Origin of the sequence: Shewanella sp. SP1S2-4, from assembly GCF_031932075.1 — a bacterium.
GTDB classification, from domain to species: domain Bacteria; phylum Pseudomonadota; class Gammaproteobacteria; order Enterobacterales; family Shewanellaceae; genus Shewanella; species Shewanella baltica.
Window position 1 is genome coordinate 12,530 of sequence record NZ_JAUOET010000008.1, and the last position, 18,598, is coordinate 31,127.

Annotated in this window: 22 protein-coding genes; 15 read left to right on the plus strand and 7 right to left on the minus strand. The window is 45.5% G+C overall.

What is annotated here, in order from left to right; all coding sequences use genetic code 11:
• The first annotated feature begins 130 nt into the window (after positions 1 to 130).
• On the plus strand, positions 131 to 1,057 hold the full coding sequence (locus Q4Q52_RS09770) for a TPR end-of-group domain-containing protein (protein WP_311990494.1): 927 nt from the start codon (positions 131 to 133) through the stop codon (positions 1,055 to 1,057).
• 123 nt (positions 1,058 to 1,180) lie between these two features.
• Here Q4Q52_RS09770 and Q4Q52_RS09775 read toward each other — a convergent pair whose 3' ends face one another.
• Positions 1,181 to 1,804: a metalloregulator ArsR/SmtB family transcription factor gene (locus tag Q4Q52_RS09775; protein WP_311990495.1), complete on the minus strand. Its 624-nt coding sequence runs from the start codon at positions 1,802 to 1,804 to the stop codon at positions 1,181 to 1,183.
• 147 nt (positions 1,805 to 1,951) lie between these two features.
• Here Q4Q52_RS09775 and Q4Q52_RS09780 point away from each other — a divergent pair, with 147 nt between their 5' ends.
• Together Q4Q52_RS09780 and Q4Q52_RS09785 are read left to right on the plus strand one after the other, a co-directional pair.
• A complete protein-coding gene (locus tag Q4Q52_RS09780) occupies positions 1,952 to 2,566 on the plus strand; it encodes an NADPH-dependent FMN reductase (RefSeq protein ID WP_259562774.1) in 615 nt (204 codons plus the stop codon).
• Between the two features lie 56 nt (positions 2,567 to 2,622).
• Positions 2,623 to 3,039, plus strand: coding sequence for a VOC family protein (locus Q4Q52_RS09785; RefSeq protein ID WP_259513272.1), 417 nt, complete (start codon positions 2,623 to 2,625; stop codon positions 3,037 to 3,039).
• Between the two features lie 109 nt (positions 3,040 to 3,148).
• On the opposite strand, the gene Q4Q52_RS09790 is transcribed toward Q4Q52_RS09785, so the two are convergent.
• On the minus strand, positions 3,149 to 3,475 hold the full coding sequence (locus Q4Q52_RS09790) for a DUF1971 domain-containing protein (protein WP_311990496.1): 327 nt from the start codon (positions 3,473 to 3,475) through the stop codon (positions 3,149 to 3,151).
• Between the two features lie 279 nt (positions 3,476 to 3,754).
• Here Q4Q52_RS09790 and Q4Q52_RS09795 point away from each other — a divergent pair, with 279 nt between their 5' ends.
• On the plus strand, positions 3,755 to 4,225 hold the full coding sequence (locus Q4Q52_RS09795) for a YcxB family protein (protein ID WP_311990497.1): 471 nt from the start codon (positions 3,755 to 3,757) through the stop codon (positions 4,223 to 4,225).
• 73 nt (positions 4,226 to 4,298) lie between these two features.
• Here Q4Q52_RS09795 and Q4Q52_RS09800 read toward each other — a convergent pair whose 3' ends face one another.
• Complete coding sequence (locus Q4Q52_RS09800; RefSeq protein WP_006085788.1) at positions 4,299 to 4,862, minus strand: acetate uptake transporter; 564 nt, start codon at positions 4,860 to 4,862, stop codon at positions 4,299 to 4,301.
• A gap of 780 nt (positions 4,863 to 5,642) precedes the next feature.
• Between Q4Q52_RS09800 and Q4Q52_RS09805 the strand changes: the two genes are divergently transcribed.
• The 6 genes from Q4Q52_RS09805 to Q4Q52_RS22205 all read left to right on the plus strand — a co-directional run bounded on the left by Q4Q52_RS09805 (position 5,643) and on the right by Q4Q52_RS22205 (position 9,515).
• On the plus strand, positions 5,643 to 5,879 hold the full coding sequence (locus Q4Q52_RS09805; RefSeq protein WP_012088493.1) for a hypothetical protein: 237 nt from the start codon (positions 5,643 to 5,645) through the stop codon (positions 5,877 to 5,879).
• A 363-nt stretch (positions 5,880 to 6,242) separates the two neighbouring features.
• Positions 6,243 to 7,106 carry a MipA/OmpV family protein gene (locus Q4Q52_RS09810; protein WP_311990498.1) on the plus strand — a complete coding sequence of 288 codons (864 nt, stop codon included), beginning with the start codon at positions 6,243 to 6,245 and terminating at the stop codon, positions 7,104 to 7,106.
• Positions 7,107 to 7,111: 5 nt separating this feature from the next.
• Positions 7,112 to 7,522: a DUF3019 domain-containing protein gene (locus Q4Q52_RS09815; protein ID WP_028759258.1), complete on the plus strand. Its 411-nt coding sequence runs from the start codon at positions 7,112 to 7,114 to the stop codon at positions 7,520 to 7,522.
• Entirely contained in the window at positions 7,522 to 8,235 is a 714-nt protein-coding gene (locus Q4Q52_RS09820) for a response regulator (protein ID WP_006080570.1), read from the plus strand. The genes Q4Q52_RS09815 and Q4Q52_RS09820 overlap by 1 nt, the downstream gene beginning before the upstream one ends.
• A 372-nt stretch (positions 8,236 to 8,607) precedes the next feature.
• On the plus strand, positions 8,608 to 8,676 hold the full coding sequence (locus Q4Q52_RS22200; protein ID WP_373317072.1) for an AgrD family cyclic lactone autoinducer peptide: 69 nt from the start codon (positions 8,608 to 8,610) through the stop codon (positions 8,674 to 8,676).
• A 137-nt stretch (positions 8,677 to 8,813) separates the two neighbouring features.
• Positions 8,814 to 9,515, plus strand: a complete 702-nt coding sequence (locus Q4Q52_RS22205; RefSeq protein WP_409373418.1) for a sensor histidine kinase — start codon at positions 8,814 to 8,816, stop codon at positions 9,513 to 9,515.
• 130 nt (positions 9,516 to 9,645) lie between these two features.
• On the opposite strand, the gene Q4Q52_RS09830 is transcribed toward Q4Q52_RS22205, so the two are convergent.
• The gene (locus tag Q4Q52_RS09830) at positions 9,646 to 9,951 is read right to left on the minus strand and encodes a DUF1289 domain-containing protein (protein WP_006085794.1); all 306 of its coding nucleotides are present in this window, start codon (positions 9,949 to 9,951) and stop codon (positions 9,646 to 9,648) included.
• Positions 9,952 to 10,156: 205 nt separating this feature from the next.
• Between Q4Q52_RS09830 and Q4Q52_RS09835 the strand changes: the two genes are divergently transcribed.
• A complete protein-coding gene (locus Q4Q52_RS09835) occupies positions 10,157 to 10,693 on the plus strand; it encodes a DUF4136 domain-containing protein (protein ID WP_006085795.1) in 537 nt (178 codons plus the stop codon).
• 93 nt (positions 10,694 to 10,786) lie between these two features.
• On the opposite strand, the gene cysM is transcribed toward Q4Q52_RS09835, so the two are convergent.
• On the minus strand, positions 10,787 to 11,668 hold the full coding sequence (gene cysM, locus Q4Q52_RS09840) for a cysteine synthase CysM (RefSeq protein WP_311905249.1): 882 nt from the start codon (positions 11,666 to 11,668) through the stop codon (positions 10,787 to 10,789).
• Positions 11,669 to 11,876: 208 nt separating this feature from the next.
• Between cysM and cysP the strand changes: the two genes are divergently transcribed.
• The 4 genes from cysP to Q4Q52_RS09860 all read left to right on the plus strand — a co-directional run bounded on the left by cysP (position 11,877) and on the right by Q4Q52_RS09860 (position 15,928).
• A complete protein-coding gene (gene cysP, locus Q4Q52_RS09845) occupies positions 11,877 to 12,884 on the plus strand; it encodes a thiosulfate ABC transporter substrate-binding protein CysP (protein ID WP_311898942.1) in 1,008 nt (335 codons plus the stop codon).
• Positions 12,885 to 13,079: 195 nt separating this feature from the next.
• Positions 13,080 to 13,925, plus strand: a complete 846-nt coding sequence (gene cysT / locus Q4Q52_RS09850) for a sulfate/thiosulfate ABC transporter permease CysT (RefSeq protein ID WP_012088487.1) — start codon at positions 13,080 to 13,082, stop codon at positions 13,923 to 13,925.
• Positions 13,926 to 13,934: 9 nt separating this feature from the next.
• Positions 13,935 to 14,801, plus strand: coding sequence for a sulfate ABC transporter permease subunit CysW (gene cysW, locus Q4Q52_RS09855; RefSeq protein WP_011846041.1), 867 nt, complete (start codon positions 13,935 to 13,937; stop codon positions 14,799 to 14,801).
• On the plus strand, positions 14,798 to 15,928 hold the full coding sequence (locus tag Q4Q52_RS09860) for a TOBE-like domain-containing protein (protein WP_311905099.1): 1,131 nt from the start codon (positions 14,798 to 14,800) through the stop codon (positions 15,926 to 15,928). Before cysW ends, Q4Q52_RS09860 begins: the two co-directional genes overlap by 4 nt.
• A gap of 352 nt (positions 15,929 to 16,280) precedes the next feature.
• On the opposite strand, the gene Q4Q52_RS09865 is transcribed toward Q4Q52_RS09860, so the two are convergent.
• Positions 16,281 to 16,916, minus strand: coding sequence for a DUF2625 family protein (locus tag Q4Q52_RS09865; RefSeq protein WP_311889509.1), 636 nt, complete (start codon positions 16,914 to 16,916; stop codon positions 16,281 to 16,283).
• Positions 16,917 to 17,051: 135 nt separating this feature from the next.
• Entirely contained in the window at positions 17,052 to 18,563 is a 1,512-nt protein-coding gene (locus Q4Q52_RS09870; protein ID WP_311990500.1) for an AAA family ATPase, read from the minus strand.
• Positions 18,564 to 18,598 lie beyond the last annotated feature (35 nt).

The following is an 18,598-nucleotide window of genomic DNA, read 5'->3' on the forward strand; positions in this document are numbered from 1 at the left end:
AGCCATTCTAGCAGGATGCAAGTTCGGCTCATAGCAAGCCGAACTAGAGGGGCATCACAAAGGCTATTCTGGGCTAAATTGGATCGAACGAGGTAAAATTTGTTAAGCTAGGCGCTCAATTCATCTTACTGTGAGTGGTTACCGCATCAAAAACTTATCCGCAAGTCCCGCTTTAATACGTTCGAACCTGCTATTTTTAGCCTTATTTTTAGTGACGCTAGCGAGCTCTTTTTTCGCCCAAGCGAGCGATACAGTTAATCACCCAAAAGCGGCTCGCACTTCTGCTATCCATGATAAACCGCTGATCGAGCGTTACGTCCTCGATGAACTTAAATCCCTTAGACACGATCAACAGGATCTCGAGCGTCGTCTCACCATCGACATCACCGACCGCGAACTCGCCGTAGCTGACAAATCGATGAATTACGCCAATGTCACTGTGACTTACTTCTTCTACATCATCGCGGGTGTCGCCTCGTTAGTCGCCTTTATCGGTTGGCAATCCCTGCGAGAAATCAAAACGCACACCGCCAAACTGGCTGCTAACCAGCTGCAGAGTATTGCCGAACAATACGAAGAAAAATTCAAAGTACTTGAGCAAGAACTCAAGCGTAAGAGCCGTACTATCACGGACAATAATCGCGAGATTGAGATTATCAATGAAATCCATAACCTCTGGCTACGGGCGCAAAGTGCGCAAACGCCAGAGCAGAAAATTGAAGTCTATGATGAAATTCTCACGATTCGACCAGGGGATTTAGAAGCGCTGACCTACAAGGCCGACGCCGCAATGGAAATGCGCGAATTTAACTGGGCACAAAGCCTGTGTAATCGCGTTCTGGAAGTTGATCCAACAAACGCCCACGCTTTTTATCAAAGAGCTTGTGCTTTTGCGTGCTTAGGGGTTGAAGATAGAGCGATTTCTGATTTAGAGCGCGCCATTCATAACAGTGCATCCTTCAAGGAACTGGCCTTAGATGAGGCGGATTTCTCACAACTTAAAGGACATGCTCGCTTCGAGACCTTACTGGCCTATCACGAACCTGAAAAGCCCTAAGTTCTAAGTTCTAAGTTCTAAGTTCTAAGCTTTAAACTCCGCACTAACGCTTGATATACCGTTAGCACTTAGTGGCGTTTTATCCTAAAGATAAAGCGCCATAATTGAGCGGCTTAAGTCCCACTAGTGAGAAATAGCCTCAATCTTATATGCACAGCGGCGTGCACCTTCGATGATATGTTCTTCGCGGCTCACCACCGCGATATCGGCGAATAACTGCTGGAAAAGTTGCAACTCTGAGCGACAAAAGTTCAAACACTTAGTCGCTGCGGCGCAGATAGGACAATGATTTTCGAGTAAAAAATACACGCCATCTACCTGTTCCATCGTCGCCATATAACCTTCGTTCGAACGTAATTTCGCAAGGATGGCCAAACGTGTCGGAATATCTGTCGCCCCTTCCATAGCGGCACGATATTGGGTTAACGCACTTTGCTCCCTGTAATCAATAAGCTTATCCAAGCCTTGGTCGCCAAAGATCATTTTCACCGAATCAATAAGCTGCACCGTCAATTCCTCATGGCGATCGGCAAAGTGACTGCGGCTCTGTTCAGTTAATCTCCAGTAACGCGTTGGGCGACCACGACCTTCAACTCTATCTTCGATGTCCACATCGCCTGCGTCTTCCAATGCCTGAAGATGTTGACGCACGCCCATCGTCGTTAACGCCAATTCCTCCGCTAAGGTTTTAGCGGTAAGCGGGCCATGTAACTTGAGCAATTGAATAATCTTATCAGTGGTTTTCATCTGAACTCTCCGATGTTAGCCAGCGCATTATCTCCGATCCAGTACCGCTTTAACAGATTAAATAAACTTTTTTATTTACTTTATCCTTTACAAGATTAAATAAAGTAATTACCTTATAAATAATTTATAAACAAATAGGTTTACTTAATGAAATTACTCATCATCAGCACCAGCCAAAGACCCGACTCCCAAAGTGCTAAAGTCGGTCGCTACATTGCAGAAAGCAGTTTCTCATCTCCCCATGCTATGGGTTACGCCAGCATACATCACTTAGAGTTATGCCAATTTAACCTGCCGTTTTGGGATGGAGAGGAAGACAACAAAGGGGAGCACTGGCCCGAAATAGAAAAAAACGTCGACGAAGCCGATGCGCTGGTGCTTATCACCCCTGAATGGGGCGGCATGGCATCGCCACTACTGAAGAACTTTTTATTGATGTGTACTCGCGAAGAAACCGCCCATAAACCGGCACTGTTAATTTCTGTATCGAACGGGATTGGTGGTACCTATCCCATCGTTGAAGTGAAGATGAATGCACTCAAAAACAATAAATTAGTGCCTATTCCCGATCACTTGATCATCCGTAATGTCAGCCATGTACTCAATGCCATACCCGAGGGAGCCCGCGATATCGCACTCAGGGAAAGAGTGCAGTACAGCTTGTATATGCTGCATCAATACGCCCAAGCATTAGCGCCCATTCGTCAACAACATGCCGGACAAGCGTACCCAAAGCAGCAGGAATACTGTTACGGTATGTAAGCGGCTTGAGATTTTAACCACCAGCAACAGACTAAAATCATTACAAGGAACGCATTATGATTCATTTAGAGCATATCAACTTAGTCGTAGACGACATCCCCGCAGCACTGCGCTTTTATCAAGCGGCTTTTCCCCACTGGCGTGTTCGTGGTGGCGATAAAGGCACTTGGTACGGCAAACCTCGCAATTGGATTCATTTTGGCGATGATTATCAATACATTGCTTTTAGTGACAATGGTGAGGGAGAAAACCGAGATTTAACGGGTCATCAAATTGGACTGGCGCATTTTGCCTTTGTCACCGACAACTTAGATGCTGTGATAGCAAGATTGACCCAAGCAGGCTTCCCGATTGCCAAAGATGGCATGGAAGATCCCTATCGGCGTAATATTTACTTCTTTGACGCCCATGGTTTTGAAGTGGAATTTGTCGAGTATATAACTGATATTCCGGCGGAGCGAAATCGCTATTAGCGTAAATCGTTATTAAAAAAGTGGCCAACTGCAGCCGCGAACCGTGCGAATTGGACTGAGTGTTAGTTGCTAGATGTTAGGTGCTAGGAGCTAGACACTATTCACTTCGCTAGGATTGTTGCTGCGCCACTATGGCGGAATCTTTATGGGCATAAAAGTGGAGTCTGAACTGGGTATCTTCGGTCAGTAGCTCCACTTTGTGCCAATACTCGGGATGAGAAATGGCCGTTTCACCGGCGCGAATGATGATCTCTTTATCTAACTCGCCTCTACTGCCCGTAAAGCCATAGAACTTTAAGCTGCCCGTTAGCACTTGGATCTGCCCATACACGCCAGCCTTAGTATTATGCATGTGCAACAACATGTTAGGGACGTTGTCACGGCTGAAAACCGGCGTTGATTTGTAATTAACAAAATCTTTAGGGACTAAGGCCATTATGCTTTCGCACTCCTTGAGGGACTCATGGGATCGAATAACGCTGACGTCAAGACTAATATAGCCGTTGCAGCATTTCTGTCCAACTCAAAGTGTTAGCTTCATCGAGGAGATCCTTCCAACATTGGCATAGGACACGACAGCACACTTACCCATACTCACGCGAGCGACCTTAGCGCTTTATACACAACAACTTTATGCATTCGTTACTTTAGTTACTTTTATCACTGTAATCGCTACACTAGCCCGCATTAAGCAGCACCTAAAATAGATGACATTATGCCGACGCCCTATTCTTACTCAACGACCTATATTTTAGATAAAGCCCATTTCGATGAGTGCTATACCCAATCTGTCGTGCCTGATCCCACGCTCAAACCTTACTACAAAGCCATAGGGTTGGCCCTGATAGGTATCGCGCTGATCTTCGCTGACATTAGCCTCTATTTAGCTTACTTTTTCGTTGGACTCGGCGTTATCGATGCGCTCAATGTGAAGTATCACAAGGCATGGTGGTTAATGCGTCAAATGATGAGTAAAGCGGCCAGCAATGAGGTCACGCTCACCATTGATGAGCAAGGGATTCACACTCAATCCATGTCAGTGACCAGCCAAATTTTATGGACCGACATTTACCGGATTAAAGAAACTGAAAAAGGCTTCTTGATCACGCACAAGGCAGGCACGAGTTATGTATCCTTGCGTAGCTTAGATGATGCGGCTGCGGCCTATATTAGAACTAAAATCTAGTCCCGCTAAAAAACACCCATAAAAAAAGGCTGATCTGCATCAGCCTTTTTCACTACCATCCATCGCTGAATCGTTACTTTTTCAATTCTCCAACCGGTAAAATCGTACGGCCATACTCATTATTGAGCACCTGCGCCATCGCAAAATAAATCGCACTCGCACCACAGATGATCCCTTCAAAGCCAGCAATAGTGCCAATCAAGGCGCTGCCCGTGAAATCACGCGCCGCTAATAGGAAAAATAAGACAGTCAAAGAAGCAAACACAAATTGCTTAGCTCGTGGATAACGTAAAGAACCCACAAACATAAATGCGGTGAATATGCCCCAAAGCGTTAAATACCAGCCCATAAAATACGTTGGACTCGCCGCAATGCCCGCATTAGGCATTAGGATTAATCCCACTAATGTTAACCAAAACAACCCGTAAGAGGTAAATGCCGTCGTACCGAAAGTATCGCCGCGCATAAAACACATAATACCCACAATCACTTGACCAATGCCGCCGTAAAAAATCCCCATGGCTAAGATCATAGAATCAATAGGGAAATATCCCGCGTTATGGATGTTTAACAAAATCGTTGTCATACCAAAGCCCATTAAACCTAATGGCGCTGGATTAGCCAGTTTTGTAGACACAGAGTTCCCCTAGAGAAAAATCAATAATTCAATAAAAATCAACGGCATTAACCGCAGACTTTATGTTCACGCACCTGCGAGAGCCGCGCATTCTAGAGGATAGCCATAACCTTGGCAACGAAATCATTTAAAATGAATAAGTAGCAATAAATACAAAATAAAAACATACACTTAAAATAAAAAATGTTAAAAATATACCGAATCCTAAGTTTGATTAAAAATTAATTCTTTTCAATTCAATATTCTAGGAAGAAAGTCGGCTACAACCTGCGTCATATCGCATTTTATGCAATTTTTTATAACTTCTGCATAGTTTGGTATTAAGCGCCCTTAAAACCTTAATCAAAATGAGGGCTAAAACAGCAAGAATACTGCACTTAATCGCAAATAAGTGGTTAAGGTGATGTAAGTGGCACTTTGGGAAAAAACCAACTCTGGGATGCCAGATTTAGCCTATTTTAGCCTACGAAGCTAATGCAGGAGTTAAGCACAACTCACTCTGCACATAACCTTTGCACAAAGCCCTTTGCGCTGAAGCCAAACTCAACAGGTTCATCTGTTGGGAGAATGGCTAAATCGAAGTCAATGGCTCTGCACTTAAGCTGGTCATTTACTTGAAGCGAATCAAGGGAAAACAAGCTAAAAATCCTTAACCCAAAAAGGTAAAAATTATTTATATCTAAAACAGAATAGCAGTGATAAATTGCTGATGTTGGCGCAGTGGTATTAAGAGAATGCTTCTTAATCTGTAGTTAACAATACATAACTAAAGGAAATAAAATGAATAAGTTATCAGCTGTTTTCACCCTGTTGGCATTAGTGAGCTTCACGACCTTTGCTGACGACTCATCTTTACCGCCTGCACCAGCAGCCGATATCGCTCAGCTGAAAGAAGTGTGCCAGCAGATGGCCTCTGAAGATCAAGTCGAGAATGCAGAGCTAAAACAATATGTGCTTGATTGTGTAAACGATCAACTGACAGAAATGGGCTACAAGTCGGTTACTGAGGTTAATTAATCTTCATTCTAATCTCTGTGTTATTACAGCAAAGCGCGTTTTTCAGCTTCATTCAATGCCATTCACATCTGCGAATGGCATTATTATTTTCAAGCAACACAGCTATTCAGCTCACAATTAATATCATTTCCGTTACAGACGAAACGTATCGAATACAAAACTTAACATCCACAATTAACCGTATGAAAGCCACCAAAATAGGCTTTTAGCATGACTATCAAGGTATTGTGCGATCTACAAATTTACTATTTAATTGATAGCTGTATCATTTTGCATCCCTGCGAATGAAACCACTGTTGAATTGGGCATAAAATGCTAATCTATTTTCCTGTATTATTAACCTCAGCCCTTAATCGTTAAATCATGTATCGCATCCTTTTTGTCCTCATTACAAGTTTAAGTATTTTGCCTTCTGTCGGAATGGCGAAAGAAATCTGCGCATCAGAAAATCAATGCATTGAGATGAACAACTGGGATCTAGGCGTCGCCATTGGCTGGGGACAAAAAAGCAATCCACTCAAGGATTTTGACGATATTCCACTGTTCTTTATTCCTACAGTGGCCTATTACGGCGAACACTGGTTCTTCGATAATGGTAATTTAGGCTACACCTTAGCCGAGCAAGAAAGCTTCACGTTCAATCTAGTGACCAGTTATAGCTTAGATAGAGCCTACTTCTATCAATGGGACCCATCAAATATCTTTTTGAATCGTGGTACTCAAGTTGAAGCCAAAGCCATAAATAGTATGACTTTGTCGACTGAGCCCGAGCCTGAGTTTAATTCCTTAGAGACGCGGAACTTCACCCTACTTGGTGGTGCCGAAGCATTCATCTATACACGGCTCGGTATTATTAGATTGGCGTACACTCATGATATGTTTAATGTTCATCAAGGTTCGGAAGCACAAATAAAATGGACCTATGGCTGGGATTACGACCGTTTCATTTTTGAGTTTGCATTGGTATTTGATTGGAAAAGCCAAGATGTAGTGGATTATTATTACAGCGTTAGACCCAGTGAAAACGCCTATTGGAGCGAAAGATATCAAGCAAAATCAGGTTGGGATAAAGGTGCGGAAATGACGGCCCGTTACATATTAACTGACAATTGGGATCTACTGTTGGCAGTTCGTTACACTCTAATTGCCGATGAGATTGCCGCCAGTCCCTTGTTAGACCAAGACTATAGCAGCACCTACTTTATCGGCGCTGCCTATAGGTTCTAACGTTAGTGACACTGCCTCAGTTAAGCTTGCTTTGCTTTATAGGTCTAAGCCTCGGCTTGATGGGCCAAAGTTCAGCACAAGCCAAAACTCGCGACTCGGCACTCAAACTCACACCCGAAATTTGCATCACAAGTTCAGAAACTGAGGCCTGTGACGTCTATATAGAACTACAGTGGGAACTCGCTAAAGATGAGCTTATCTGTATCTTGTCCGACAACGCTGCCTACCCCAAATGGTGCAGTGATTCAGTTTCAACCCATACGTTAAGCATGAAAATCCACACTATGACGGATATTCAATTTGTCATGGTGAGTAAAGACAGTAACCAAACTTTGGCTGGTGCCAAACTTAAAATCACTTCTGCATCACAACCTCAGGTTCGCAGACGTTACCGCAACCCTTGGAGTTTATTTTAATGACAAGCCCACAATCGAACCACAGAGTATTATTGGTTGAAGACGACGTTCGCCTAGCAAACTTGATTGTAGATTACCTAAAATCCCATGGTATGCATGTTGAAGTTGAACGCCGTGGCGATACAGTGCTAACACGATTAATCAATTACAAGCCAGATATCATACTGTTAGACATTATGTTACCGGGCATGGATGGCCTCACCCTGTGTGAGAAACTGCCCGATTATTTTGCAGGTCCAATCCTATTGATGAGCGCACTTGGCTCAAGTGAAGATCAAATCAAAGGACTAGAACTCGGTGCCGATGACTATGTAGTCAAGCCTGTCGATCCTGCTCTGTTAGTTGCGCGGATCAACAACTTACTTCGCCGTCAGAATCAGCCACCACAGGCAGAATCACACTGTCTAACCTTCGGTAAATTGAGTATCGACCCGCATACCCATGCGATTCGTCTTAATGAAACTGAAATTGATCTCACCAGCCATGAATTCGAATTGCTGTGGTTACTGGCCTCACAAGCGGGCCAAGTGCTCAGCCGTCAGTATATTTATCAGTTGTTACTCAATATTGATTTCGATGGTAAAGATCGAAAAATTGACGTGCGGATCTCTAGATTACGTAAAAAACTCAACGATAATATTGAGACACCTTTCAGAATTAAAACCGTTTGGGGACAAGGTTATCTCTTTGCTCCTGAAGCTTGGAATAACTAAGCACAAATACAGTGAAACGTCTCTTTATCAGTTTATATCTGCTACTCAGTCTCAGCGTGCTTGGGATTGGCTGGACACTCGACAGCCTGTGGCAGAAGAATGTTGATGACAATAATGCCCTCGATGCGCCATTAGTGGCCTTGGCGCAATTGTTAGCGGAACTGCCTCCCGATACCCGCCAAAGGTATCTGGAGGCGATCCCAGCCAATCCTGTTATGCCGTTGCAATTGCTCAGTGCCGATCAAGTAGCGCTGGCAGACAATCAAGCGCTAAGCACAAGCAAGGTGTTCACTACCACGACCAATGACGATATTCTGCTGCAATTTATCCGAGTCGGCGATCAAGTCTTAATGGCAGGGCCGCTGGACATCGATCCTAGAGGCAACCTTCGCAGCCTGTTCACCCTGTTCTTTTATTTATCACTCGCCCTCGTTGCGCTAATTTGGGTTGGCCCGCTTTCTCGGGATTTGAGCATACTACGTAAGGCCACTAAAGAGTTTGGCGAAGCGAAATGGGACACGCGAATTACTCTATCAAATCGTTCCCAAGTTAAACCCTTAGCCAATACCTTTAATGAAATGGCGCGGCATATTAGTGCCTTGATAGAAAACCAAAAACACCTGTCTAATGCGGTATCCCATGAGATCCGCACGCCGCTGGCGAGGCTCAAATTCGCCCTTGCACTCATGCCCATGTATTGTCAGCCTGATTCGGACGAACAAAAGCGCCAAGACTTTCTCGATGAAATGCAGCTCGATATCAAAGAAATGGAAGACTTGCTTCAGGAACTGCTAACCTACGCCAGTTTAGAGTCCCAGCGAGAAGGTATCCAGTTGGATGAATACGATCTAATTAATCTCATCAATCAAAGCATTAAGCGCCTAGAAACCTTAAGTCCAACGCCTATTATCTTAAAGACAGAAGTCGAAAAACTGCCCTTGTTTGGAGAGCCGGCATTGATTGAACGTGCGCTGCAAAATTTACTGACCAATGCCCAACGCTTTGCCCGTACTGAAATCATTATTGAAGTAAAGCAGACACAGCACAGGGTCAATTTAAGTGTGAGTAACGACGGCGAACCTATCCCCTCGGTGGATTTACCGAAAGTGTTCGAGCCTTTTTATCGCAGCCAATCGGTGCAAAATGGCAATAAAGGGCATGGTTTGGGGCTTGCGATCATCAAACGGATTATGCAGCGACACCAGGGGAATGTCAGCGTCACCAGCGATGAGCAACATACCCGATTTAATTTAATCTGGCCGAAGAAGCGCAAGCTGTAATAGGGATTGGGATAGGGATTAAACGGCTGCGCATCTGTTATTCATCTAACGCGCTAATTCTACAAGCGAGTAAAACAAGTCAGTTAAACAAGACTATTTAACTGGCCTATTTAACTTGCAATTCAAAATATTAGTCTAGCTCGAAGCCACCAAAATCGAGATCGGCTTCGGGCTCAGGCTCAAAATTCAACTGCGGATTTAACGCCGCCCTTTCTTGCTCAATTTGCGCTTGCCGTGCTTTCATCATCGCCAACTGGCGACGGCGTTTACGTTGAGTGCACAGCCGAATGACATCGTACTTTTGCGCATCTGAAAACGTTAACCAATTGAATCTTTCGTCACGGCTTCGCAGGCAACCATTACAGTAACCGCGCGCATCGGTTTGACACACACCAATACAGGGACTGGGGATATCAAAAAAGGCTAACTGTTCCATAACCCGCCGCTATTCCTCTGTCAAAATGAGCTGTTCTCAAATGAAGCATACTCAGATGAACCATTGTTAAACGACACCTGCGCAAAACGAAGCTGCCGAATGGCGTTTAAAGCGATTCAAATACAACACACTTATCTAAAGTACTTGCAGAAACAACCTTAATCAAGGCACATTGAACAGAGTTTGTACAACTTGGAGCACTATCATGGGATACCGTCACTTTGCCAGTCTGCTCGTCGCTGTTGCCTTATTAAGCGCCTGCAGCAGTAAACCGAAAAACGATTACGATCTCAATTACGACTTCAGCACACTGCACAGCTTTACCCAGCTAACGCCACAGCCCACAGACGACCCGCTCAGCGCCCAGCGCATTCAAGTCGAAATTAACAACCAGTTGACTCAAAAAGGCTTTGTCGAAAATACCCAAGCCCCCGACTTTAACGTCGCCTACGCCCTACTGACCCAAGATAAACCTAAGGATTCAGGGTTATCGATTGGATTAGGCACAGGCACATTCGGCCGTTCAGGGGGCATAGGAATTGGCACTAGCGTTGGGGTACCACTGGGTAGTGATACCGCTAAAATTCAAACTATTCAGATAGATATTGTCGACCCTAAAACCAAAACACTCATTTGGCGTGGTAGCGACAGTTATGATTTCGATGCAGGCGGCAATGAGAAAGCCCAAGATACCGCCAAAGCCGTTAGCCGAATTTTGGCGCAGTTCCCACCGACAAAATGATCAAGGCTGAGTGAGTAAAAATGGGCGAATTCCGCCCATTTTTATTAATGAAGAATGCTTGTCGTCAAATAACTTAGGCGAAATATCTTGGACTCAGGAAAAAAGCCCTGATGAAAGGTAACGATCGCCCCTATCACAAACAATCGCCACGACCACTGAATCTGGATATTGTCTCGCTATCTCCAGCGCAGCATACACAGCACCGCCAGAGCTAACGCCGGCACAAATCCCTTCTTCTCGCGCTAAGGCTCTCGCCATGGCTTTTGCATCTTGCTCTTCAACATCCATGACTAAATCTACACGGGATGCATCGAAAATTCCCGGCAAGTAGGCCTGCGGCCAACGGCGGATCCCCGGAATGCTACTGCCATCGGCGGGCTGAAGGCCAACAATCGTGATGTCAGGATTACAGCTTTTAAGGTATTTAGACACGCCCATTATGGTGCCAGTTGTCCCCATGCTAGAGACAAAGTGAGTGATTTTACCTTGACTCTGTTGCCAGATTTCCGGACCTGTGGTGAGGAAGTGCGCATTCGCGTTATCTTGGTTATTAAACTGATCCAGCACCTTGCCTTTACCTTCGGTTTGTAACTGCAGTGCCAAATCCCGCGCCGTCTCCATGTTATCCACCAGCATGAGTTCTGCGCCATAAGCTTGCATCGCATCCTTACGCTCTTGGGTCGAATTTTCGGGCATAATCAGGATCATCTTGTAGCCTTTGATCGCCGCCGCCATCGCTAGCGCAATCCCAGTATTGCCACTTGTCGCCTCGATGAGCGTATCACCCGGGCGGATCTCTTGACGCAGTTCGGCCTGAATGATCATATTGAGTGCTGCACGATCCTTCACTGAACCCGCTGGGTTATTACCTTCCAACTTTAACAGTACAGTGGAGGTGCCACAGTTAAGCCGCTGCAAGCGAACCAGCGGAGTTTGCCCGATACAGGCTTCAATTGTCGGAAAGTCAGACACTATGATTATCCTTTACTTGATAAAACAACTAAGCGTTAGCCTATTCTAAGTGGGTTAGCATGCACAAACACAGTGAAAATGATCTATGGCATACAATAAATCGCTCATACTTATTCAAAAAAGTTCTATTTAACTGACTTCTTATAAATAATTACTTCAACTACTCTATATGTCATAACGCTGACAAAGTTGCCAGTTCAAGGAGTAGCAAATGCAAATAAAAGTGATAAAGGCCCTACTGGGAACGCTCTTTCTGGGAACGTCACTCAATGTGGCTGCCGCAGATCAAACCCTGCTGAATTCTTCTTACGATATCGCGCGGGAATTATTCAGTGCCTACAACCCCGTTTTCGCCAAACATTGGCAAGAGAAAACAGGTAAAACCGTCGAGATTAAACAATCCCATGCTGGATCATCGGCACAGGCACGCTCAATTCTGCAAGGATTGCCAGCAGATGTGGTGACGTTTAACCAAGTGACAGACGTACAGGTACTCCATGACCGCGGTAAATTGATCCCAGAAAATTGGCAACAATTACTGCCTAACGCCAGTTCACCTTACTATTCCACCATCGCATTTTTGGTACGCAAAGGTAACCCAAAACAGATCAGCGACTGGGGCGATTTAGCAAGAGATGACGTTAAACTGGTCTTCCCTAACCCTAAAACCTCTGGTAATGCGCGCTACACCTATTTAGCCGCATTAGGTTATGCCCAAAAAAGCTTTGGTAAAGATAATCAGGCTTCACTGGATCAATTCCTGAAAAAATTCCTCGCCAACGTAGCCGTGTTTGATACTGGCGGTCGTGGTGCAACTACCTCATTTGTAGAACGCGGTATCGGTGATGTGCTGATTACGTTTGAATCGGAAGTGAACAACATCCGCCAGCAGTATGGTGCGGACGATTACCAAGTTATTGTACCAAAAACATCGATTCTGGCTGAGTTTCCCGTCGCAGTGGTAGAGAAAAATGCTAAGCGCAACGGCACACAGGAGCTAGCGACTGAGTATTTGAATTATCTCTACAGCGAAGAATCACAACGACTATTGGCCAGCTTCAACTATCGTGTACACAACGAAAAGGTTCAGGCAGAGTTCGCTAAGCAGTTTCCTACGGTTGACCTACTGACTGTTGAGCAAATCATCGGTGGTTGGGATAATGCCATGAAAACGCAGTTTGCTAACGGTGCAAAACTCGATGAGTTACTCAAGCGCTAATTTCAGCTTGATGCTATAAAAGGTTAACATTGCAACCCGGGCTCAGTCCCGGGTTAAGCAATTTTAGCGCATTGACGAGTGATGATTTTCAAGCAGCGAAGACGAATTCAATAGTCTTTAACTCAGACAGCCGATCGCTGACGGCAAATACAGCGTATTGGATTAACTCAATTAACCTGACCGGGTGATTATTCTGTGATTTTTAATAACGGGCGTTTACGCCATAAGCGGGTTCTTCCAGGTTTTACCATCAGCTTAGGTGTGTCCCTACTGTTTGTCAGCCTGATTTTATTATTGCCAACCACTGGGCTGATTATGCAGACCAGTTCAATGAGCTTGTCCGAATACTGGGGCGTCATCACAGATCCTCGGGTGCTGGCGAGTTACCGAGTCACCATACTATCGGCGCTCGCGGCATCGCTATTTAACTGCCTTTTCGGATTGTTACTCGCATGGGTGCTAGTACGTTATGAATTCCCCGGCAAACGCATCTTAGATGCATTGGTAGATTTGCCCTTTGCGTTGCCGACAGCCGTTGCAGGCATCACCTTAGCGACCCTGTATGCGGAAAACGGCCAAATCGGTAGTGTATTGGCAGAACTGGGTATAAAAGTCGCCTACACCCCGCTGGGCATAGTGGTCGCGATGATTTTCACCAGTATTCCCTTTGTGGTGCGTACCGTACAACCGGTTCTCGAAGAATTATCCCACGATGAAGAAGAAGCGGGCATGACCCTTGGCGCCTCGGATCGCGCGGTATTCTGGCGGATCATTTTGCCGTCATTGTGGCCAGCCTTGATGGTCGGGACGGCACTGTCTTTTACCCGTAGCCTAGGTGAGTTTGGTGCCGTTATATTTATCGCGGGCAACATGCCCTATATCAGTGAAATCACATCGTTAATGATCTTTGTCCGCCTGCAGGAGTTTGATTTTGCCGGCGCCAGTGCCATTGCCTCTGTGGTGCTGATGACCTCACTACTGCTATTACTGCTAATAAACCTGTGGCAGGCGCGTTATCTGCGCCGCATTCATGGACGATAAGGAGCAAACATGAACTCATTTAAGCCCTTAAGAGTCGGTGAAGCACCTCTTATCAAGTGGAGCCTGATTACCCTCGCGGTGTTCTTAGGCTTGCTATTGTTGCTATTGCCGCTGGTGAGTATTTTTCAGCAAGCGTTTGTCGGAGGTTGGGAGCGTTATATTGGTCACTTAACTCAGCCAGATTCGCTGCATGCGATAGGTTTGACGCTGATGGTTGCGGCGCTCACCGTCCCCATCAATTTAGTGTTCGGGATCATGCTGGCGTGGAGCGTAACTCGGTTTGAATACCCCGGTCGCAAGTTATTAATCACGCTAATTGATATTCCGTTTGCGGTATCCCCTGTCGTCGCAGGTTTGCTCTATTTGCTACTCTATGGCAACAGTGGTTGGCTGGGCGAATGGCTCTATGAGCACGATCTGCAGATCATGTTTGCTTGGCCGGGAATACTGTTAGTCACCATTTTTGTCACATGTCCCTTTGTCGCCAGAGAACTCATTCCATTGATGCAACAACAGGGCGCATCGGAAGAAGAAGCCGCAGTGATCCTCGGTGCCTCATGGTGGCAACTCTTCCGCAGAGTGACACTCCCTAATATCAAGTGGGCACTGATTTACGGTGTGATCCTCACCAATGCCAGAGCCGTGGGCGAATTTGGTGCCGTTGCTGTCGTGTCTGGCAACATTCGCGGCGAAACCAATACCTTACCCTTACATGTGCAATTATTGTATGAAGATTATCAGGCCGAAGCCGCCTTTGCGAGCGCGTCATTACTCGCCCTGATTGCACTAGTTACCCTAATGCTAAAAGCCGTCGTTGAATGGCGACAACAACGCAGTTTATCCGCCAATGACAATAAAGAGCAGAGCCAACTATGAGTATTCGTCTTACTAATATTTCCAAGAAATTTGGCAAGTTTCAGGCGCTTTCCCCGCTGGATCTTGATATTCAAGAAGGGGAAATGATTGGTCTGCTGGGACCATCTGGTTCAGGTAAAACCACGTTATTGCGGATTATTGCTGGGCTCGAGGGAGCCGATAGCGGCCAAATTCAATTCGGCAACCGAGATGTCACTCAAGTGCATGTGCGTGAAAGACGCGTGGGTTTTGTGTTTCAAAACTACGCGCTGTTTCGCCATATGACGGTCGCCGATAACGTCGCCTTTGGACTCGAAGTCATGCCGAAAAAACAAAGGCCTTCGGCGGCAGAAATTCATAAGCGAGTGACACAACTGCTAGAAACAGTACAACTAGGCCACCTCGCACAGCGCTATCCTGAACAACTCTCGGGAGGACAAAAACAGCGCATTGCATTGGCCCGCGCACTGGCGACCCAACCAGAAGTCTTGCTACTGGATGAACCCTTTGGCGCCTTAGATGCTAAAGTGCGTAAAGAACTACGCCGCTGGCTACGCAGCCTGCATGATGAATTGAAATTCACCAGCGTGTTTGTGACCCACGATCAGGATGAGGCGCTTGAGCTCTCAGATAGAGTGGTAGTGATGAGCAATGGTCATATAGAGCAGATTAATACACCTGCTGAGCTATACTCACACCCCAATAGTCGCTTTGTGTTTGATTTTCTTGGTAACGTCAATGTCTTTGAAGCCAGTTGGCAACAAAAACGTTGGGAAAATGGTCAAGCATTTTTAACACCTCCAGAACAGCCAGCACTGCAGCAAGATGGTGTTCTCTATGTACGCAGTCACGAATTAGCGCTGTCAAATAAGCCCAATAGTCAGGCCAATTTGCCGTTCAATATTGTCGCCATGACCCCCATTGGCGCCGAAGTAAGACTGGAATTAGCCCCACACGGCTGGCATAGCGAAGAACTGTGGGAAGCCAAATTCACCCACCATAATCTGCAGGAACTCGGGTTGCAAAAAGGCAGTGTAGTTTACGCTACCCCAAGAACAGCTTACTTCTTTGGTGCGCAGGGTGAGAGTTCACCGACGCGTCTAAGTTGGCCATTCCTGACTCCGGGCAGTCTCGCCTTTGATATCTAATCATCAAGGTTGAAATCAGCAATATTAGCGGTATCACTGGGCAGTGATACCGCCAAAATTCAAACCATTCAGAGAGATATTGTCGACACAAAAAGCAAAGCATTCATTTGGTGTGATAGCGACTGCTTTGATTTTTGATGCAAGCGGTAACGAGAAAACCCAAGATACAGCCAAAACCGTCAGCTAGATCTTGGCGCTGTCCCCTCCGAAGTTAATTATGGATGGCATATACAGCCCATCCATGTTGAATCAATAGAGCTGATAAGCAAATTTATATCTAGTAATCAACACATTAGATGTTTATAACAAATAATTGTTGCAAAAGTACTCATAAAATCAGCGGGTAAACGAATTAACTAACCGAGGTTAATAATTCCAATTTCAACCTATACATTTCATCAACTGACACCACTTTCACGCTACTTATTTCAATAGAACCTTCTTTCGCCCATAAAAATGGATAAAAGCTCAGGCATTTATCTGTAGCTATCTGTGAATAGTTTTTTTGAAAGCGCTCTTTACCTAAACTCGCATAAAACTCATTGATTCTCTTTGTAACTGACCATTGAAAAAAATCTGTGAACCCGATTTCTAACCCTTCCCAATGAATTGAATCTGGCGACCAATAGTATATATTTCCAACATCTGCGCCTAACCCGCCGCCGTTGATAGCAAAAAATCCACCAACTACGTCATTCGCCACTAACAGATAATGTGCACTTCTATCCCAATCAGTAAGGTTTCTAGACAATCTTTCATGTCCAGAGCCGAAAAATCGAATCCATCCATTGTCGATCAAAATCCCACCGGTTTCGTAGGCAATAGCCCCTAATACCGAACGAGTCGATATCTGAAGGGATTCAAGTACTTCAACCCGATCCTTTGAAGGCGGCAGTATTTCTACACAATGCTCTGCACCAGCAACCATTTCATTGACTACTTTTATGCCAGAGTCTTCGATATCAATCAGTTCATATACACTTTTCAATCTCTTATCCTTGTATCACTAATATCCATTAAAACGACTCATCATTCATAACAGTACCTTGGGAATGTCGAAAATAACTAAGCCAATATAGCGTTTAAAAATGCTAGTTAGCACCCATGGTACCAAGCAAAAATCTTACTCATGGGCATTCACAGTTCGACCTGCGGCCCATTGCCTAAGCGCATTGATTTTATCGCTCATGACCACAGATAAAGGCCGTGTTTTGCTGAGTTCTTCAAGTAATAGCACTTGATCAACACTGCGCTCAACGCTTCTTGCGGTATACATAGCTGCAATTACAGCTTGTTCGATTTCGGCGCCGGAAAATCCTTGGCTGCGGGCCGATAATTGAGCGAGATCTAAGCTCGCCACATCGATTCCACGGCGCTGACAGTGGATTAAGAAGATGGCTTTGCGTATAGCTTCGTCGGGTAAATCGACAAAGAAGATTTCATCCATCCTGCCCTTTCGCATCAATTCTGGCGGCAGAGCTTGAATGTCATTGGCGGTCGCCACCACAAACACTTCAGATTTACGCTCCGCCATCCAAGTGAGTAAGGTGCCGAGTATCCGCGTCGATGTGCCCTCATCGCTGCTACTGCCGCTTAAGCCTTTTTCAATTTCATCTATCCAAAGCACGCAGGGCGACATCATGTCAGCAAGCTCCAGTGCATGCCGTAGATTCTTCTCAGTTTCACCTATGTATTTGTTATATAGGGCTGCTATATCGAGTCTGAGCAAAGGTCGTTGCCAAACGCCCGCAACCGCCTTAGCCGCGAGGCTCTTACCACTGCCCTGCACACCCAGCAGCAAAATCCCCTTGGGCGCATCGAGCGCCTTAGTGTGTTGAACAGAAGTCGGCTTATCGGCTTGGCGAAGGGTGCTGACTGCCGCGATAGGTACACGTTGCTTGAGCCATTTTTTTAGATTATGCAGCCCGGCGATCTGCGAGAAATCACTGGTGTCGTATTCAAATTGCAGCACACCATTTAAGTCGAGTAACTGAAACTTGGCTTTATTGATGGCATCGATATCAGACAAGGTAATAGCACCATCATCAACTATGGCTTTGCGCACCAGACGGCGGGCATCGTCTAAGGTCACGCCCCGCAGATTCTCTGCCAATTTGACTACAGCGGTATCATCGACCAATAACGGCGTGCCTTGGTGACGAATTTTATCGACCTCAAGGTAAATCAGGTTTTGCAATTGCACTGTGCTTGGCAAGGTTAATTGAAAATAGGCGCAATAACGTTTGATTTCGGGCGGGATATCAAAGGCATGGCTCACTAGCACTAATGTGTGTTGCAGTGTCTCGTATTCGAGGGCGATTTCTTTGAGTAAACGGACATTCTTTGGCGCATCAATCACAAAGGGATGAAAGTCGCACAGCACATAAATCCCCTGCTGCGAGGTTGATTTAATTTGCCCAAGCAAATCTGTGGGTTCACTATTAAACTTTTGCGCCGCCATAGGTTTATCGACCCGTGCTAAACCTTGGGTAATGCTCCAAGTAAACACAGGTTGATAAAGCACACTGGCGACCCGCTTAAGTAGCTCGACCACGCGATATTCTTCATAGGTTTCAATCACTACGATTGGCGTATTGGAGCGCAGCACTGAGGTTAAATCGCGAATATCTTGCATGTCTTTCACATTCCTTTTAATTAACCTAAAAATTG

Bases quoted from the DNA above. Each gene is read 5' to 3' on its own strand.
- Q4Q52_RS09775 (WP_311990495.1), bottom strand. From the start codon at position 1,804: ATGAAAACCACTGATAAGATTATTCAATTGCTCAAGTTACATGGCCCG.
- Q4Q52_RS09780 (WP_259562774.1), top strand. From the start codon at position 1,952: ATGAAATTACTCATCATCAGCACCAGCCAAAGACCCGACTCCCAAAGT.
- Q4Q52_RS09785 (WP_259513272.1), top strand. From the start codon at position 2,623: ATGATTCATTTAGAGCATATCAACTTAGTCGTAGACGACATCCCCGCA.
- Q4Q52_RS09790 (WP_311990496.1), bottom strand. From the start codon at position 3,475: ATGGCCTTAGTCCCTAAAGATTTTGTTAATTACAAATCAACGCCGGTT.
- Q4Q52_RS09795 (WP_311990497.1), top strand. From the start codon at position 3,755: ATGCCGACGCCCTATTCTTACTCAACGACCTATATTTTAGATAAAGCC.
- Q4Q52_RS09805 (WP_012088493.1), top strand. From the start codon at position 5,643: ATGAATAAGTTATCAGCTGTTTTCACCCTGTTGGCATTAGTGAGCTTC.
- Q4Q52_RS09810 (WP_311990498.1), top strand. From the start codon at position 6,243: ATGTATCGCATCCTTTTTGTCCTCATTACAAGTTTAAGTATTTTGCCT.
- Q4Q52_RS09820 (WP_006080570.1), top strand. From the start codon at position 7,522: ATGACAAGCCCACAATCGAACCACAGAGTATTATTGGTTGAAGACGAC.
- Q4Q52_RS22205 (WP_409373418.1), top strand. From the start codon at position 8,814: ATGGCGCGGCATATTAGTGCCTTGATAGAAAACCAAAAACACCTGTCT.
- Q4Q52_RS09830 (WP_006085794.1), bottom strand. From the start codon at position 9,951: ATGGAACAGTTAGCCTTTTTTGATATCCCCAGTCCCTGTATTGGTGTG.
- Q4Q52_RS09835 (WP_006085795.1), top strand. From the start codon at position 10,157: ATGGGATACCGTCACTTTGCCAGTCTGCTCGTCGCTGTTGCCTTATTA.
- cysP (WP_311898942.1), top strand. From the start codon at position 11,877: ATGCAAATAAAAGTGATAAAGGCCCTACTGGGAACGCTCTTTCTGGGA.
- cysW (WP_011846041.1), top strand. From the start codon at position 13,935: ATGAACTCATTTAAGCCCTTAAGAGTCGGTGAAGCACCTCTTATCAAG.
- Q4Q52_RS09860 (WP_311905099.1), top strand. From the start codon at position 14,798: ATGAGTATTCGTCTTACTAATATTTCCAAGAAATTTGGCAAGTTTCAG.
- Q4Q52_RS09870 (WP_311990500.1), bottom strand. From the start codon at position 18,563: ATGCAAGATATTCGCGATTTAACCTCAGTGCTGCGCTCCAATACGCCA.